Below are 13,994 nucleotides of genomic sequence, written 5' to 3'. Positions count from 1 at the left end.
GTCCTAGCTAATCTGACCCTTCCGCGCCGGTCTTCAAGCGGCGCGACCTGATTCTCCTGGAGCCTGCCACATGGGGCACGACCCCGCCCCCCTTACCTCCGTCTGCGTTTTCTGTGGCTCCGCCGATGCGGCCGAGCCCGCCTTCCTGACCGCTGCGGCCGACCTCGGCCGCGCGCTCGCCGCCGCGAAGCTTGAGCTGATCTACGGCGGCGGCGGCGTCGGCCTGATGGGCGCCTGCGCCATGGCCGCGCATGACGCCGGCGGCAAGGTGCTGGGGATCATTCCCGAGTTCCTGAAGATCAAGGAACGCCGCCTCGACGTGGTGGAGACGGTGGTCGTCACCTCCATGCATGAGCGCAAACAGATGATGTTCGAGCGCTCGGACGGCTTCGTCGTCCTGCCCGGCGGCGTCGGCACCCTGGAGGAGATCGTCGAGCTGTTGTCCTGGCGCCGCCTGGACCTGCACGCCAAGCCGGTGGTGTTCTGGAGCCCGAACGGCTTCTGGGAACCCCTGTTCGCCCTCTTCCAGCACACGGTGGACCACAAGCTCACCCCGCCGGAATTCATGGAGAGCTGGGTGACCGTCGAGGCGATCGAGGACGTGGTCCCCGCCCTGCTCCGCGGCCCGGCCAAGATCCACGCCATGGCGCCGGACGTGGCGAGGCTGACCTAGCAACTCACCGCTCATCCCCGCGAAGGCGGGGACCCAAGCGGGATATCAACCTGCCTCGCCCTGACCAGGACCAGACTCGGCTTGGTTCCCCGCCTTCGCGGGGATAAGCGGGGTTGGGGCGAAGTCCGGCTCGCCAAAGATCGCCCGCTCCCTGGCCAGCCATTCCGACCGCCCGGCGATGATGAGGTCTGCCAGGGCCTTAGAACCAAATGTGCTGCCAGCGATAATCACGGGTGGCCCTCCTACAACTCGATGGACCTCGACCCATTCAAAGCCCGTGAATGGCGCAAACGCCAGATCTGCCATCAGTCCAACGCGACGCGCCGAGGTTCCCGAGATTTCCTTCCAAGTCACAGCCACCTGTCCCAACGGCCGCTTAACCTCAATGCCCTCGTGTGTGAGACGCACCGCCCCTGGGTCTCGGATCGTCCAGAGATTTACGCTCAGGCAGGCGAGGCAATAGCCACCGCTAAGGACTGCGAGTCCAAGCCCCACAGGCCCCAACAAATTCACACCCATGAGAGCCATGAGCCCAAAGACCAGCGACCCTACCATTCGCAGGATCGCTCTTGGCCGAGATGTCGCGATCGTCGTCGGAATGATCAACGGCGGTTCCCGCGCCTCAGCCCAGGCCTAGCGCTTGCCCGTCTTGGTCCTGGCCAGCGCCGCCCGCGCCGCCGCGAGGTCGCTGGCCCGGGCGATTGAGGCGGCGATATCCTTGTCCGGCGCCGTCGCCAGCCCCTGAGCCTGGCGATAGAGCGTGAGCGCGCCGGTGTAGTCGCCCGCGCTCTCCGCGCAGACGCCCAGATCATAGACCGTGTCGACATTGCGGGGGCTCGCCTTGTTGATCGCCGTCCAGGCGTCGCAGGCTTGGCCCATGTCGCCGCTCGACGCCGCCTTCACCGCCGCCGTGAACTGCGCCTTGATCTCGGTCGGCAGGCCGTCGCCGCGGGTCTTCAGGGTCGCGTCGAGCGTCGTGTTGTAGGGGGCGATGTCACGGCGGATTTCACCGAGGATTTCCCGCTGAGCGCTCGTCACCAGCTCCAGGTCGCTGCCCGACGGGCTCTGGTTGGCGCACCAGGAGGCGCTGCGGCTGGCGCGCTTCTGGCTCGAATAGACCACCCGACCGGCGGCGATGTTGGCCAGGCTGGGCGTGACGACCAGATCGACGTTGCGCCGCCAGCAAGGGATGGGGAAGCTCCTGTATTTCTTGCAGTTCTTCTTCTCGTTCCACTCGACGCAGCGGTCCTCGCTGCCCTGGTAGCTCGAGGTGTTGAAGTCGGTGCTGACCGTGCCGAAGATCACGCCCTGAGCGCCCATCTCCCGCCCATAGGCGCTGGCCCCGGCCGTATCCGGCGGGCCGCCCGTGGCGACGATCGTGAAATAGGGCCGGCCGTCAAAGGTCGCGGCGAACAGTTCGGCCTGCAGCGCCGCCTGGAATTCCGCGCCGCCATAGCCATTGAACCCGCCCACCGCGATGCGCCGGATGTCCGCGGTCTCCGCATAGCGCGGCGGAAAGCGCGCGCTGATCGCCACCGTCGTGGCGCAGCCTGCGATGAGCAGCAGGGCGGCGCAGCCCAGAACACTTGCGAAGATCTTCTTGGTCATGGTCGCCCCCCGGTCGTGGGGACGATAGCACCCAAGCTCGACAATACAACGAAGGGTAAGCGCCCGGCGCGATCAGGCCTTCGTCACCACGTCGCGGAACCCGTTGACGATCGGGTAGCGGCGGTCGCGGCCGAAGGCTCTGGGGCCGATCTTCACGCCGGGGGCCGCCTGGCGGCGCTTGTATTCCGAGCCGTAGAGCAGGCGCTGGACCCGCTCGACCGTCTCGGGGGCGTGGCCGCGGGCGACGATCTCGTCCAGGGTCGCCTCCTCCTCCACCAGCCCGAACAGGATCGCGTCGAGTTCGGCGTATTCCGGCAGGCTGTCCTGGTCCTTCTGGTCGGGACGGAGCTCGGCGGACGGCGCCTTGGTCAGGATGCGCTCGGGGATCGGATTGGCCGCCACGCCGTAGGGATCATTGGCGTTGCGCCATTCGCAGACGGCGTAGACGTCGGTCTTGTAGATGTCCTTGAGGACATTGTAGCCGCCGCACATGTCGCCATAGAGGGTGGCGTAGCCCACCGCCATTTCCGACTTGTTGCCGGTGGTCAGCAGCATCAGGCCGAGCTTGTTGGAGAGCGCCATAAGCGACAGGCCGCGCGTCCGGGCCTGGATGTTCTCTTCCGTCAGATCCGGCGCCTTGCCCTCATAGAGCGGGGTCAGCATCTGCGCGAAGGCGTCGACCGCGGGCGAGATGGCGATCTCGTCCAGCCGCACGCCCAGCCGGCCCGCGCAGCCCGCCGCGTCGTCGAGACTGTCCTGGCTGGTGTAGCGCGACGGCAGCATGAAGCACCGGACCCGGTCGGGGCCGAGCGCATCGGCCGCGACCACGGCGACAATGGCGGAGTCCACCCCGCCGGAAAGTCCAAGCAGAACACCGGGAAAGCCCGACTTGTTCACGTAGTCGCGAAGGCCCAGCACCATGGCGCGATAGACTTCTTCCGCACCCGAGACCCATTGGCCCATCGGGGCTTCGACACAGGTCCAGCCGCCGGCCTCCCGCTCCCAGGTCGAGAGCGCCAGGGCCTCCTCGAACATCGGCAGGCGCATGACCACCTCGCCCGCGGCCGACAGGGCGAAGGAACCGCCGTCGAACACCAGCTCGTCCTGGCCGCCGACCTCGTTGACATAGACCATCGGCAGGCCGGTCTCGGCGACCCGGGCGGCGGCGACGCCCATGCGCTCCTTGTCCGCCAGCCGGCGGAAGGGCGAGCCGTTCGGGACCAGCAGGATCTCGGCGCCCTGGGCCTTGAGGGCGGCGCAAACCGCGTCGCTCCAAATGTCCTCGCAGATCGGGACGCCGAGCTTCACGCCCTTCCATTCGAAGACGCTGGGCGCCTGGCCCGGCTCGAACACCCGCTTCTCGTCGAAGACGCCGTAATTGGGCAGGTCGCACTTGAACGCGACGCCCTGGACCTTGCCGTCGGCCAGGAAGGCGAGCCCGTTGCGCGGGCGTCGGCCCGGGGCCTCGGCCGGCCAGATCACACCGACCAGGGCGGCGAAATCGGCCGTGGTCTCGGCGGCCAACCGCTCGACGGCGGCCTTGCCCGCCGCCCAGAAGGCCGGCTTCAGGGCGAGGTCCTCCGGCGGATAGCCGTTGAGGAACAGTTCGGAGAAGAGCGCGATGTCGGCCCCGGCGGCGCGGGCCTCGGCCATGCGCTCACGGGCGAGCGCCTCGTTGCGGGCGATGGCCCCCACGGTGGGATTGGCCTGGATGGCGGCGATGACGAGGCGGTGTGTCATGGCCCGTCATGTAGCGTCGCTGCGGACGCCTCGCCAGCCGGAATACCGACTGTCGGAATGCGGGAAACAGAAACGCCGCCCCGGTGAGGGGCGGCGCTCCCAAAAAGTCAGTCGTCGCGGTGAACGCGCTCGCGGCGTTCATGGCGTTCCTGCGCCTCAAGGCTGAGGGTGGCGATCGGCCGGGCGTCCAGTCGGGCGACGCCGATCGGCTCCCCCGTCTCTTCGCAGTAGCCGTAGCTGCCGTCCTCGATTCGCCGCAGGGCCTCGTCGATCTTGGAGATCAACTTACGCTGGCGATCCCGGGTCCGCAGTTCGAGCGCGCGATCCGTTTCCGACGTCGCACGATCGGCGATATCGGGATGGTTCTCGGTTTCGGCCTGGAGATGGACCAGAGTTTCGCGGGATTCCCGAAGGATATCCTCTTTCCAATTGATGAGCTTCTGCTTGAAATACTCAAGCTGACGCTCGTTCATGAACTCTTCGTCCTCGGAAGGACGGTATTCCGGCTTGTCAGCCAAGACAGTGGCTGTGGTCATATACGCCTCACGCCCCCTGGAGTTACGCCCCGTAAGACACGCGGGGCGCTTATAGCAAACCGCTGCGGCCAAGCAATGAGACTCGCTCGCAGCGCGCGGATCATCGTAAAAGTTTCGCGCATTCCAGTTTGGCCAGTTCGACAGCGGCGCGGGTCTCGATCTCGTCGAGCACCCCCTCCAGCTGGCTATCGTCGGTAGAGTCGCGCTGGTCGCGGATGGCGCGCTGCAGGCTGTCGAGATCGCCGGCGCTCACCTCGCCGGAGAGCAGGCCGAGCTTCACGCCGTCCAGGACGTCGAGCAGACGCCCCGCCCGGCGCACCGCACGGCGGCGGCGTTCCAAAGGCCCGCCCACGTCCTGCAGGGCGAGAATGGCGTCGACGCTCATGACGCCGCTGAGGCCCGCGGCCCGGGCCACCTGGGCCGGCCCCGCAGGGGCCGAAATCGACGGGAGGCGGAATCCCTGGCCGTCGCCGCCCCTGGCTTTGCCAGGTCCGCCGGCCGGCCCTACGCCGCTCGTTCCGTTCACCTTCATGGGCAGGTCAAACTTTCCGCCTTACGCTTCGGGGGCACTCTTCGGCTCCGGACCTTAGAGTATGGTTAATGCCGGGCAATTTCTGCCCAAGCCCCAAATTCGCCCGGCCCTTCGTCGGCGGAAAACGCCAGTTTCTTCAGGGATTCCAAGGCCACACGGATTGGCATGAGCGTCGCATAGGCAGGCGGGTTCGCTTTGCTTCCCCCCAAGGGCTCCATGCGCCGCACGATTCGTCTGTTCAGTCTCGTTCTCGCCTTCGCCGCCGCCGCGGCCGGGCCGAGCTTCGCGAAGTCCCGCATCAAGGACGTCGTGGAGTTCGAGGGCGTCCGCGACAACATGCTGATGGGCTACGGCCTGGTGGTCGGCCTCAACGGCTCCGGCGACTCGCTCCGCAACGCGCCCTTCACCAAGCAGAGCCTCGAGGCGATGCTGGAGCGGCTGGGGGTCAACACCCGCGACGCCAATCTGAACACCAAGAACGTCGCCGCGGTGATGGTCACCGCCAAGCTGCCGGCCTTCGTTGCGGCCGGCGCGCCGATCGACGCCACGGTCTCGGCCATGGGCGACGCCAAGAGCCTGCAGGGCGGCACCCTGCTGGTCACCTCGCTCCTGGGCGCGGACGGCCAGGCCTATGCGGTGGCGCAAGGCACGGTGCAGACCGGCTCGGTCTCGGCGTCGGGCGCCTCGGGCAGCTCGGTGTCCAAGGGCGTGCCGACCGCCGGCCGGATCTCCTCCGGGGCGATCGTCGAACGCGAGATCGGCTTCCAGCTGGCCAGCATGGCCCAGCTGCGCATGACGCTCCGCAATCCCGACTTCACCACCGCGCGCAAGATCGCCGACGTCATCAACAGCCGCTTCCCGGGCTGCGCGCGAGCCGACAACCCGACCATCGTCACCATCCAGCCGCCCGCCGGCCAGGACATGGTCAACTTCGTCTCCCAGGTCGAGAACCTGACCGTCGACACCGATGAACCCGCCAAGGTGATCATCGACGAGGTCGCCGGCGTGGTGGTGATGGGCGAGAACGTCCGCATCTCCACGGTCGCCATCGCCCAGGGCAATCTGACCATCCGGGTCCAGGAGACGCCGGGCGTCAGCCAGCCCGCCCCCTTCAGCCAGGGCCAGACCACGGTTGTTCCGCAGTCGAGCGTCTCGGTGGACGAGGAGAAGGGCAAGCAGCTGCTCACCCTCAACAACGGCGCCTCGCTCTCCTCGCTGGTGGCCGGCCTCAATTCGCTGGGGGTGACGCCGCGCGACATGATCTCGATCCTGCAGGCCATCAAGGCCGCCGGCGCCCTCCAAGCCGACATCGAGGTGATGTGATGGGCGGCCTCTCCCCCGTCATCGTCAGCCCCAGCGTGCTGCAGGGCCAGGGCGCCCAGGCCACCGCGGCCCAGCTGGCCAAGCGCGGCGACATCGCCAAGACCGCCAAGGACTTCGAGAGCGCGTTCCTCTCGGTGATGGTCGGCGAGATGTTCGAGGGCGTGAACACCACCGAGAGCCCCTTCAGCGGCGGCCAGGGGGAACAGATGTTCAAGTCCTTCATGTCGGACGCGATCGCCAAGCAGGTGTCGCGCTCGGGCGGGATCGGCATCGCCGCCACCGTCCAGAAGGAAATGCTGAAGCTTCAAGGTTTGACTGAGGAGACCCCATGACGCTAACCGCGCCGGACGCTTCCGACCGCGTCGAGCAGCTGATCATGCTGACCCAACGCCTGACGGAACTCATTGCGCTCGAGGCCCAGGCCTTCGAGGCGCATCGTCCCCAGGATGCGGCCGCGCATATCGAGGAGACCTCGAAGCTGGCCAATATCTACCGCCATGAGTCCGCGCGGGTGCGGGCCAATCCGGGCCTGATCTCGGCCGCGCCCTTCGCCCTGCGGGCCAAGCTGATCACCGCCACCGAGGCCTTCGACGCCGTGCTCGCCCGCCAGGGCCGCGCGCTGGAAGCCGCCAAGACCGTCACCGAGGGCCTGGTCCGGGCCATCGCCGACGAGGTCGCCGCCCAACGCACCAAGGCCGTGGGCTATGGTCCCGGCGCGACCGTCCACGCCCCCGGCGCGGCCACCTCGATCACCCTGAACAAGCGGGCGTAGCGCCCGCCTCCCTCCCCTGCATGGGGAGGGAGAATTTCTGATCTCGCCTCCCAAATTAAAACGCTTGTTTGACGCCTCGTCATCTGCCTAGTTTCCGGGCGTCGTCGGGCTGTTCCGGCGGCACGCGTTCTCAGGGCGGGGTGAAAGTCCCCACCGGCGGTAATGGCGGCGTCCTCGCAAGATGCGCCGCACGAGCCCGCGGGCGCCCGTCCAGCCGCAAGGTTAGGCGGGGACAGCAGACACCGGTGTGATCCCGGGGCCGACGGTTAGAGTCCGGTTATGAGAACCACCTGAATGCTGGGCGGCCGCATGCGCGCGGCCGCGCGGCGCTCATGGTGTCTCCCTGAGTCGTGGTTCATCCGACTGGGAGCTGACCATGACCCAAGCTGCTTATGAATTCGCCACCGCCAACGGCGCCTATCGGCCCGCCCGCATCGCGTTCGTGAAGGCTGGCTGGCACGCCGAGATCGTCGACAAGGCCCTTGAGGGCTTTCTCGCCGAGCTGGTCCGCCAGGGCTTTTCCGAAAAGATCGTCGATGTGTTCGACACCCCAGGGGCCTTCGAAATCCCGCTGCACGCCCAGACTCTCGCCAAGACCGCCCGCTATGCGGCGATCGTCGGCGCGGCCCTGGTGGTCGACGGGGGCATCTATCGCCACGACTTCGTGGCCTCCACCGTCGTCCAGGCCCTGATGCAGGTGCAGCTCACCACCGAGATCCCGGTGTTCTCGGTGGTCCTGACCCCGCACCACTTCCATGACCACGACACCCACCAGCAGTTCTTCCGCGAGCACTTCGTCCAGAAGGGCGTCGAGGCGGCCCAGGCCTGCCTGAAGACCCTGGAGAGCCTGCAGAAGCTGACAGGAGGGGCCTGATGGGTCAGGCGCTTCCCCCCGAGGGGTTCGAGCCGCACTTCCGCTCCAGCCCGCTCACCGAGCCCTGGGAGCCGCTGTTCAGCCTAAAGCTTGAGGACAAGGTGGTCCTCGGGCTCTGGGCCGACCGGCCCCACACCAACAGCCGGGGCATGGTGCATGGAGGGCTGATCTCGGCGCTCGCCGACAACGCCATGGGCCTGTCCTGCAGCCAGCAGCTGGGCGGCGCCGCGCGGCTGGTGACGGTGAACCTCAATGTCGACTTCCTGGCGCCGGCCCAGATCGGCCAATGGGTCGAGGTCGACACGGTGTTCGTGAAGACCGGGGGCACGCTCAGCTACGCCCTGGCCTTCGTGACCGCCGACGGGACGCCCTGCGCCCGGGCGAACGCGGTGTTCAGGACCTCGCGTCCGACCCCAGCCGAAGCGTCCGGGTGACCCCGATGGCGTCAATGAAGTCGCGATCGTGGCTCACCACCAGGATCGCGCCGTCATAGCCCCGCAAGGCCGCCTCGACCGCGGCGATCGAGTCGAGGTCGAGGTGGTTTGTGGGCTCGTCCAGGATCAGCAGCTGCGGCGGTCTTGCGCCATTCAGGACGCAGGCCAGGGCCCCGCGCAGCCGCTCGCCCCCGCTGAGGGATCCCACCTGCCGATCCGCCGCCGTGTTGCGGAACAGGAAGCGGGCCAGAGCCGCGCGCGCGGTGTTCTCGCTGGCCTCCGGGTTCAGCCGGCGGAAGGCCTCGGCCAGGGTCTCGTCGTCGCGGAGCATGGCGGTGCGCTGGTCCAGCAGGGCCGCCGGAACCCCATGGCTCACCTGGCCTGAGGACGGCGCCAGGTCGCCGGTCGCCAGGCGGATCAGGGTGGTCTTGCCCCCGCCGTTCGGGCCGGTCACGGCCACCCGCTCCGGCCCGGTCAGCCTCAGGTCCAGGTCGCGGATCAGGGGCGGGCCGCCCGGATAGGCGAAGCTGACGGCCTCGAAGGCCAGCACGGTCCGCCCCGCCGGCAGGCCGCAGGACGGCAGGTCGAAGGCCAGCCGCCGGGTTCGCTCCACCCGGGACTGGGCGTCCGCCAGCTCGGCCTGGGCTGCGGCGGCCTGGCGATCGGCGAGCAGCTGGCCGCGTGCGCCGGAATTCTCCGCCCGCTCGGCCATGGCCCCCAGCACGATCTTGGGCGTGCCGCCCTTGGCGGCGAAGCGGCGGCCGGCCGCGTCGCGCCTCTCCTTGCGTTCGCGGGCCTGCTGGTTTTCGCGCGCCACCCGGGCCAGGGACCGTTCGGCCTCGGCCAGATCGCGGGCGGCGGCCGCTTCCTCCTCCGCCTTGCGGGCGGCGTAGAGGTCGTAGTTTCCGCCATAGACCCGCGCGCCCAGGCTGGTCAGCTCGACGATCCGGTCCATGGCGCGCAGCAGGCCGCGGTCGTGGCTGACCACGATCGCCCCGCCCTTCCAGCGGGCCAGCACCTGGGCAACGAGGGCGCGGGCCTCGACGTCGAGATTGTTGGTCGGCTCGTCCAGCAGCAGCAGGTCCGGCCGGGAGACCAGCAGGCCGGCGAGGGCGGCGCGCGTCGCCTGTCCGCCGCTGAGCTCCGCCGCGGGCCGCTCAGGATCCAGCCCCGCCAGGCCGACATCGGCCAGGGCCTGGGCGAGGTCCGACTCCAGGGCCCAGTCGGCCTCGGCGAAATCGTCGTCCGTCCCCTGCCCCGCGGCGATGCGGGCGAGCCGGTCCAGGGGATCTGCGACGCCCAGCAACTCGGCGACCCGAGCGCCCGGCGGCGGGCTGAGCGCCTGGCGCAGGACGCCGACCCGGCCCCGCACGGTCACGGCGCCGGAGGCCGGGGCGAGTTCGCCCAGCATCAGCCGGATCAGGGTGGTCTTGCCGACCCCATTGCGCCCGACCAGGCCGGTGCGCTCGGCCCCGAAGGCCAGGGTCAGATTGTCGAAGAGGGTATGGCCGTCAGGCGTGGCGTAGCGGACGGCGTCGAGCGTGAGAAAGGCGGACATGGGCGACCGGATTTGCGTGGACGTTCGGGACGAGGCGGGTGTCCGTCACGTGGCGCATGGTCGTGATCTCCTCAGGGCTCGACCCTGGATATAGGCCCGGCCGCGCCCTCGCGCAAATCGGACATGGCGCTGACCCCACCCTTGCGGATCGGGCGGAAGTCCCGAATTTGAGAGCAAGAGCCGGAGTTCGGCGCGCCGGCGGGAGTCCTAGACATGGCCTCAAGACATCCGAAGGAGCTTGAGATGCTGTCACAGACACCCCTCGACGACACCCGCTGGGCGGCGGTCGTCGCCCGCGATCCCGACGCGGACTTCTTCTATTCGGTCCGCACCACCGGCGTGTACTGCCGCCCGGCCTGCGCCGCCCGGCTTGCCCGGCGCGAGAACGTCGCCTTCCACGCCACGCCGGCGGACGCCGAGGCGGCCGGATTCCGCCCGTGCAAGCGCTGCAAACCCACGGAGGCGCCGCTCGCCGAACGCTATGCCGACACCGTCGCCGCCGCCTGCCGGGCGATCGAGGCGGCCGAGACCCCGCCCAGTCTGGAGGACCTCGCCCGGACCGCGGGGCTCAGCCCCCACCACTTCCACCGGGTGTTCAAGGCCGTGGCCGGAGTGACGCCCGGCGCCTACGCCAAGGCCCATCGCGCCGCCCGCGTCCGCCAGGAGCTGGGCCGCGCCGGCACGGTGACCGAGGCGATCTACGACGCCGGCTTCAATTCCGGCGGCCGGTTCTACGAGACCTCGACCCAGGTGCTGGGCATGACGCCCACCCGCTTCCGCAAGGGCGGCGAGGCGACCACCATCCGGTTCGCCGTCGGCCAGTGTTCGCTGGGCGCCATCCTCGCCGCCGCGACTGACAAGGGCGTCTGCGCCATCCTGATGGGCGACGACCCCGACGCCCTGGTGCGCGACCTGCAGGACCGCTTCCCCCGCGCCGAGCTGGTCGGCGGCGACGCGGCCTTCGAGGCGACCATGGCCCGGGTCGTGGGCCTGGTGGAGCAGCCCCGCGCCGGGCTCGATCTGCCACTCGACGTGCGCGGCACGGCCTTCCAGCAAAGGGTCTGGCAGGCGCTCACTGAGATCCAGGCCGGGCGGACCGCAAGCTATGCCGACATCGCGGAGCGGATCGGCCAGCCCCGCGCCGTCCGCGCCGTGGCCCAGGCCTGCGCCGCCAATGCGCTCGCCGTCGCCATCCCCTGCCATCGGGTGGTCCGCAACGACGGGGCGCTGTCCGGCTATCGCTGGGGGGTGGAGCGCAAGCGCGCGCTGCTGGAGCGGGAGGCGGCGGCGTGAGCGCTTTGGCCCTCCTCTCCCCCGCCGATCTCTCAACCCGCATCGCCCAGGTCGACTGGACGGCCGTCGAGTCGGACCTCGACACCCGCGGCTGCGCCCTCCTGCCGGGCCTGCTGAGCCCACAGGAGTGCGCGGAGGTCACCGCCCTCTATGACCGCCCGGCCGGGTTCCGCAGCCGGGTGGTGATGAGCCGGCATGGGTTCGGCCGCGGCGAGTACCAGTACTTCGCCTATCCCCTGCCCGACCTGGTCCAGACCCTGCGCGAGGCGACCTATCCCCGGCTCGCCCCCATCGCCAACCGCTGGAACGGGCGGATGGGGATCGACATCGCCTATCCCGCCGACCACGCCGATTTCCTGGCCCGCTGTCACGCGGCGGGCCAGGTCCGGCCGACCCCGCTGCTGCTGCGCTACGGGCCCGAGGACTACAACTGCCTGCACCAGGACCTCTACGGCGAACACGTTTTCCCGCTGCAGATCGCCGTTCTGCTGTCGGAGCCGGAGCGGGACTTCACCGGCGGCGAATTCGTGCTGACCGAACAGCGGCCGCGCATGCAGTCCCGCGTCGAGGTCGCGCCCCTGCGCCAGGGCGACGCCCTGATCTTCGCCGTGAATCAGCGGCCGGTCAGCGGATCGCGCGGGTCCTATCGCGTAGCCCTGCGCCATGGGGTCAGCCGAGTCCGCACCGGCGCCCGCCATACCCTCGGCGTCATCTTCCACGACGCCTTCTAGCCCTTCGAGGACACAGCCATGACCTACGTCATCAGCGGCCTGCCGGTCGCGGACTTCCAACCCCTGTTCGGCATGTCGGACGCCGAGCTCGCCGATCGCAACATCGTGCGCATGACGGCCGACGCCCCGGTGGGCTTTCCCTGCCGCATCAGCCTGGCCGACGCCCGCCCCGGCGCGACCCTGCTGCTGCTCAATCACGAGCACCTGCCGGTCGACAGCCCCTATCGCAGCCGCCACGCCATCTTCGTCAAGGAGGCGGCGACCGAGACCGCTCGGTTCGTCGACGAGGTTCCGCCGGTCCTGACCGTGCGCAAGGCGATCTCCGTGCGCAGCTTCGACGCCGCGGGCATGATGCTCGACGCCGATCTGGCGGCCGGGGACGAGATCGAGCCCCTGATCCTGCGCCTGCTCGACAATCCGGACGCCGCCTATCTCCACGCCCACAATGCGGGCCGCGGCTGCTATGCGGCGCGGATCGATCGGAGCTAGGCCTTGCGTGCGCGGTCGGACGGGGCTCACCTTGCAGGATCAGTTCCCAAGGATCGTCCATGCGCCGTTCGACCGTTCCGCTCGCCCTCCTGATGGCCGCCTGCGCCACGGGCGCCCTCGCCGCCAAGCCGGCGCCCAAGGCAAAGCCGCTGCCGGCCTGGGCCGTGGCCCATCGCGACGCGATCGTGCTGGACACTCACTATGACACCCCGGCCAACTTCCATGTGCCCGGCTGGGACATGCTCGACCGCCACGACTATGCGGTCGACGGCAGCCAGGTGGACCTGCCGCGCATGATCGAGGGCGGGGTCGATGGCGGCTTCTTCGCGATCTACACGCCGCAGGGCGCCCGCGGCGTGGCCGGCGACCAGCAGGCCCGCGACTTCGGCCTGGTCCGCGCCACCGAGATCCACGAGATGGTCGCCAAGCATGGCGACAAGTTCGCCATCGCGCTCAAGGCCGCCGACGCCCCGGCGATCCTCGCCCAGAACAAGCGCTTCGTGTTCCTCAGCATGGAGAACGGCCCGCCGGTCGCCGGCGACATCAGCCTGATGCAGGCCTTCTATGCGCTGGGCGTTCGCATGATGGGGCCAGTCCACTTCCTCAATAACGACCTGGCCGACTCCGCCACGGACAAGCCCGAATGGGGCGGGCTGTCGCCCCGCGGGAAGGATTTCGTGGCCGAGGCCAACCGGCTGGGCATTGTGCTCGACGCCTCCCACGCCTCCGACCAGGTGCTCGACCAGATGCTGACGCTCTCCAAGGCGCCGATCATCCTCTCACACTCGGGCTGCAAGGCGATCTTCGACCATCCGCGCAACATCGACGACGCGCACTTGAAGGCCCTGGCCGCCCATGGCGGGGTCATCCAGATCAACGCCTTCTCGAACTACATGGTGCCCACGCCGCACATCCCGGAGCGCGATGCGGCTATGGCGGCCCTGATGAAGCAGATCGGGTTCAGCGGCCGCGACATGACGCCCGACCAGCGCAAGGCCTTCATCGCCGGCAGGAAGGCGATCGACGCCAAGTGGCCGGTGCCCCGCGCCAATCTCGACGACTACATGAAACACATGCTGCACGCGATCGAGGTCGCCGGGATCGACCATGTCGGGGTCTCCGGCGACTTCGACGGCGGCGGCGGCATCGACGGCCTGGAGAGCGTCGCCGACTATCCTAAGATCACCCAGCGGCTGATGGCCGCCGGCTACACCAAGGCAGACGTCGCCAAGATCTGGGGCGGCAACGCCCTTCGCGTCCTGGCCGAGGTCGAGGCCGCGAAGGGGAAGTGATCCAAAGCCCCTCCCCCTTGCGGGGAGGGGTTGGGGTGGGGGTGTCGGCTGTGCGTGTGCGTCTTTCGGCTCATCAAGAACCCAAACAGCAAGCGCTGGCGCTGACACCCCCTCACCCTACCCTCTCCCCGCAAGGGGG

The 13,994-nt window shown here is 69.1% G+C and carries 15 protein-coding genes and 1 riboswitch; of the genes, 10 read left to right on the top strand and 5 right to left on the bottom strand.

Annotation, left to right across the window (positions count from 1 at the left end; genetic code table 11):
• Positions 1–70 precede the first annotated feature (70 nt).
• On the top strand, positions 71–673 hold the full coding sequence (locus MQH10_RS14440; protein WP_242564736.1) for an LOG family protein: 603 nt from the start codon (positions 71–73) through the stop codon (positions 671–673).
• A 633-nt stretch (positions 674–1,306) separates the two neighbouring features.
• Here the strand turns inward: MQH10_RS14440 and MQH10_RS14435 are convergent.
• From MQH10_RS14435 to fliX, 4 genes are all read right to left on the bottom strand, one after another.
• Positions 1,307–2,281: a hypothetical protein gene (locus MQH10_RS14435; RefSeq protein WP_242564735.1), complete on the bottom strand. Its 975-nt coding sequence runs from the start codon at positions 2,279–2,281 to the stop codon at positions 1,307–1,309.
• Positions 2,282–2,353: 72 nt separating this feature from the next.
• Complete coding sequence (locus tag MQH10_RS14430; protein ID WP_242564734.1) at positions 2,354–4,021, bottom strand: NAD+ synthase; 1,668 nt, start codon at positions 4,019–4,021, stop codon at positions 2,354–2,356.
• A 107-nt stretch (positions 4,022–4,128) separates the two neighbouring features.
• On the bottom strand, positions 4,129–4,557 hold the full coding sequence (dksA, locus tag MQH10_RS14425; protein ID WP_242564733.1) for an RNA polymerase-binding protein DksA: 429 nt from the start codon (positions 4,555–4,557) through the stop codon (positions 4,129–4,131).
• A gap of 100 nt (positions 4,558–4,657) precedes the next feature.
• Entirely contained in the window at positions 4,658–5,089 is a 432-nt protein-coding gene (fliX, locus tag MQH10_RS14420; protein ID WP_242564732.1) for a flagellar assembly regulator FliX, read from the bottom strand.
• Between the two features lie 216 nt (positions 5,090–5,305).
• On the opposite strand from fliX, the gene MQH10_RS14415 reads away from it, so the two are divergent.
• The 5 genes from MQH10_RS14415 (at position 5,306) to MQH10_RS14395 (ending at position 8,492) form a co-directional block, all read left to right on the top strand.
• Positions 5,306–6,412, top strand: coding sequence for a flagellar basal body P-ring protein FlgI (locus MQH10_RS14415; RefSeq protein ID WP_242564731.1), 1,107 nt, complete (start codon positions 5,306–5,308; stop codon positions 6,410–6,412).
• Positions 6,412–6,744, top strand: coding sequence for a rod-binding protein (locus MQH10_RS14410; protein ID WP_242564730.1), 333 nt, complete (start codon positions 6,412–6,414; stop codon positions 6,742–6,744). The genes MQH10_RS14415 and MQH10_RS14410 overlap by 1 nt, the downstream gene beginning before the upstream one ends.
• Entirely contained in the window at positions 6,741–7,184 is a 444-nt protein-coding gene (locus tag MQH10_RS14405) for a flagellar basal body protein (protein WP_242564729.1), read from the top strand. Before MQH10_RS14410 ends, MQH10_RS14405 begins: the two co-directional genes overlap by 4 nt.
• Positions 7,185–7,306: 122 nt before the next feature.
• A riboswitch (FMN riboswitch) is annotated at positions 7,307–7,475 on the top strand.
• A gap of 85 nt (positions 7,476–7,560) precedes the next feature.
• Complete coding sequence (locus MQH10_RS14400) at positions 7,561–8,058, top strand: 6,7-dimethyl-8-ribityllumazine synthase (RefSeq protein WP_242564728.1); 498 nt, start codon at positions 7,561–7,563, stop codon at positions 8,056–8,058.
• The gene (locus tag MQH10_RS14395) at positions 8,058–8,492 is read left to right on the top strand and encodes a PaaI family thioesterase (protein ID WP_242564727.1); all 435 of its coding nucleotides are present in this window, start codon (positions 8,058–8,060) and stop codon (positions 8,490–8,492) included. The genes MQH10_RS14400 and MQH10_RS14395 overlap by 1 nt, the downstream gene beginning before the upstream one ends.
• On the opposite strand, the gene MQH10_RS14390 is transcribed toward MQH10_RS14395, so the two are convergent.
• Positions 8,452–10,050, bottom strand: coding sequence for an ABC-F family ATP-binding cassette domain-containing protein (locus MQH10_RS14390; protein ID WP_242564726.1), 1,599 nt, complete (start codon positions 10,048–10,050; stop codon positions 8,452–8,454). The two genes, MQH10_RS14395 and MQH10_RS14390, sit on opposite strands and share 41 nt — an antisense overlap.
• Positions 10,051–10,293: 243 nt before the next feature.
• Here MQH10_RS14390 and ada point away from each other — a divergent pair, with 243 nt between their 5' ends.
• From ada to MQH10_RS14370, 4 genes are read left to right on the top strand one after another with little or no spacing between them, the layout of a single operon-like run.
• The gene (gene ada, locus MQH10_RS14385) at positions 10,294–11,343 is read left to right on the top strand and encodes a bifunctional DNA-binding transcriptional regulator/O6-methylguanine-DNA methyltransferase Ada (protein ID WP_242564725.1); all 1,050 of its coding nucleotides are present in this window, start codon (positions 10,294–10,296) and stop codon (positions 11,341–11,343) included.
• Complete coding sequence (locus MQH10_RS14380) at positions 11,340–12,074, top strand: 2OG-Fe(II) oxygenase (RefSeq protein WP_242564724.1); 735 nt, start codon at positions 11,340–11,342, stop codon at positions 12,072–12,074. The genes ada and MQH10_RS14380 overlap by 4 nt, the downstream gene beginning before the upstream one ends.
• An 18-nt stretch (positions 12,075–12,092) precedes the next feature.
• On the top strand, positions 12,093–12,563 hold the full coding sequence (locus MQH10_RS14375; RefSeq protein ID WP_242564723.1) for a DUF1203 domain-containing protein: 471 nt from the start codon (positions 12,093–12,095) through the stop codon (positions 12,561–12,563).
• Between the two features lie 59 nt (positions 12,564–12,622).
• Positions 12,623–13,855, top strand: a complete 1,233-nt coding sequence (locus MQH10_RS14370) for a dipeptidase (RefSeq protein WP_242564722.1) — start codon at positions 12,623–12,625, stop codon at positions 13,853–13,855.
• Positions 13,856–13,994 lie beyond the last annotated feature (139 nt).

This window comes from Phenylobacterium aquaticum (assembly GCF_022695515.1).
Classification (GTDB): domain Bacteria; phylum Pseudomonadota; class Alphaproteobacteria; order Caulobacterales; family Caulobacteraceae; genus Phenylobacterium; species Phenylobacterium aquaticum.
Note: the sequence above shows the minus strand (reverse complement) of the source record. Positions and strands in the feature narration are given on the sequence as shown.

Bases quoted from the DNA above. Each gene is read 5' to 3' on its own strand.
- MQH10_RS14415 (WP_242564731.1), top strand. From the start codon at position 5,306: ATGCGCCGCACGATTCGTCTGTTCAGTCTCGTTCTCGCCTTCGCCGCC.
- dksA (WP_242564733.1), bottom strand. From the start codon at position 4,557: ATGACCACAGCCACTGTCTTGGCTGACAAGCCGGAATACCGTCCTTCC.
- MQH10_RS14375 (WP_242564723.1), top strand. From the start codon at position 12,093: ATGACCTACGTCATCAGCGGCCTGCCGGTCGCGGACTTCCAACCCCTG.
- MQH10_RS14390 (WP_242564726.1), bottom strand. From the start codon at position 10,050: ATGTCCGCCTTTCTCACGCTCGACGCCGTCCGCTACGCCACGCCTGAC.
- ada (WP_242564725.1), top strand. From the start codon at position 10,294: ATGCTGTCACAGACACCCCTCGACGACACCCGCTGGGCGGCGGTCGTC.
- MQH10_RS14440 (WP_242564736.1), top strand. From the start codon at position 71: ATGGGGCACGACCCCGCCCCCCTTACCTCCGTCTGCGTTTTCTGTGGC.
- MQH10_RS14395 (WP_242564727.1), top strand. From the start codon at position 8,058: ATGGGTCAGGCGCTTCCCCCCGAGGGGTTCGAGCCGCACTTCCGCTCC.
- MQH10_RS14430 (WP_242564734.1), bottom strand. From the start codon at position 4,021: ATGACACACCGCCTCGTCATCGCCGCCATCCAGGCCAATCCCACCGTG.
- MQH10_RS14405 (WP_242564729.1), top strand. From the start codon at position 6,741: ATGACGCTAACCGCGCCGGACGCTTCCGACCGCGTCGAGCAGCTGATC.
- MQH10_RS14435 (WP_242564735.1), bottom strand. From the start codon at position 2,281: ATGACCAAGAAGATCTTCGCAAGTGTTCTGGGCTGCGCCGCCCTGCTG.
- MQH10_RS14400 (WP_242564728.1), top strand. From the start codon at position 7,561: ATGACCCAAGCTGCTTATGAATTCGCCACCGCCAACGGCGCCTATCGG.
- fliX (WP_242564732.1), bottom strand. From the start codon at position 5,089: ATGAAGGTGAACGGAACGAGCGGCGTAGGGCCGGCCGGCGGACCTGGC.
- MQH10_RS14410 (WP_242564730.1), top strand. From the start codon at position 6,412: ATGGGCGGCCTCTCCCCCGTCATCGTCAGCCCCAGCGTGCTGCAGGGC.
- MQH10_RS14370 (WP_242564722.1), top strand. From the start codon at position 12,623: ATGCGCCGTTCGACCGTTCCGCTCGCCCTCCTGATGGCCGCCTGCGCC.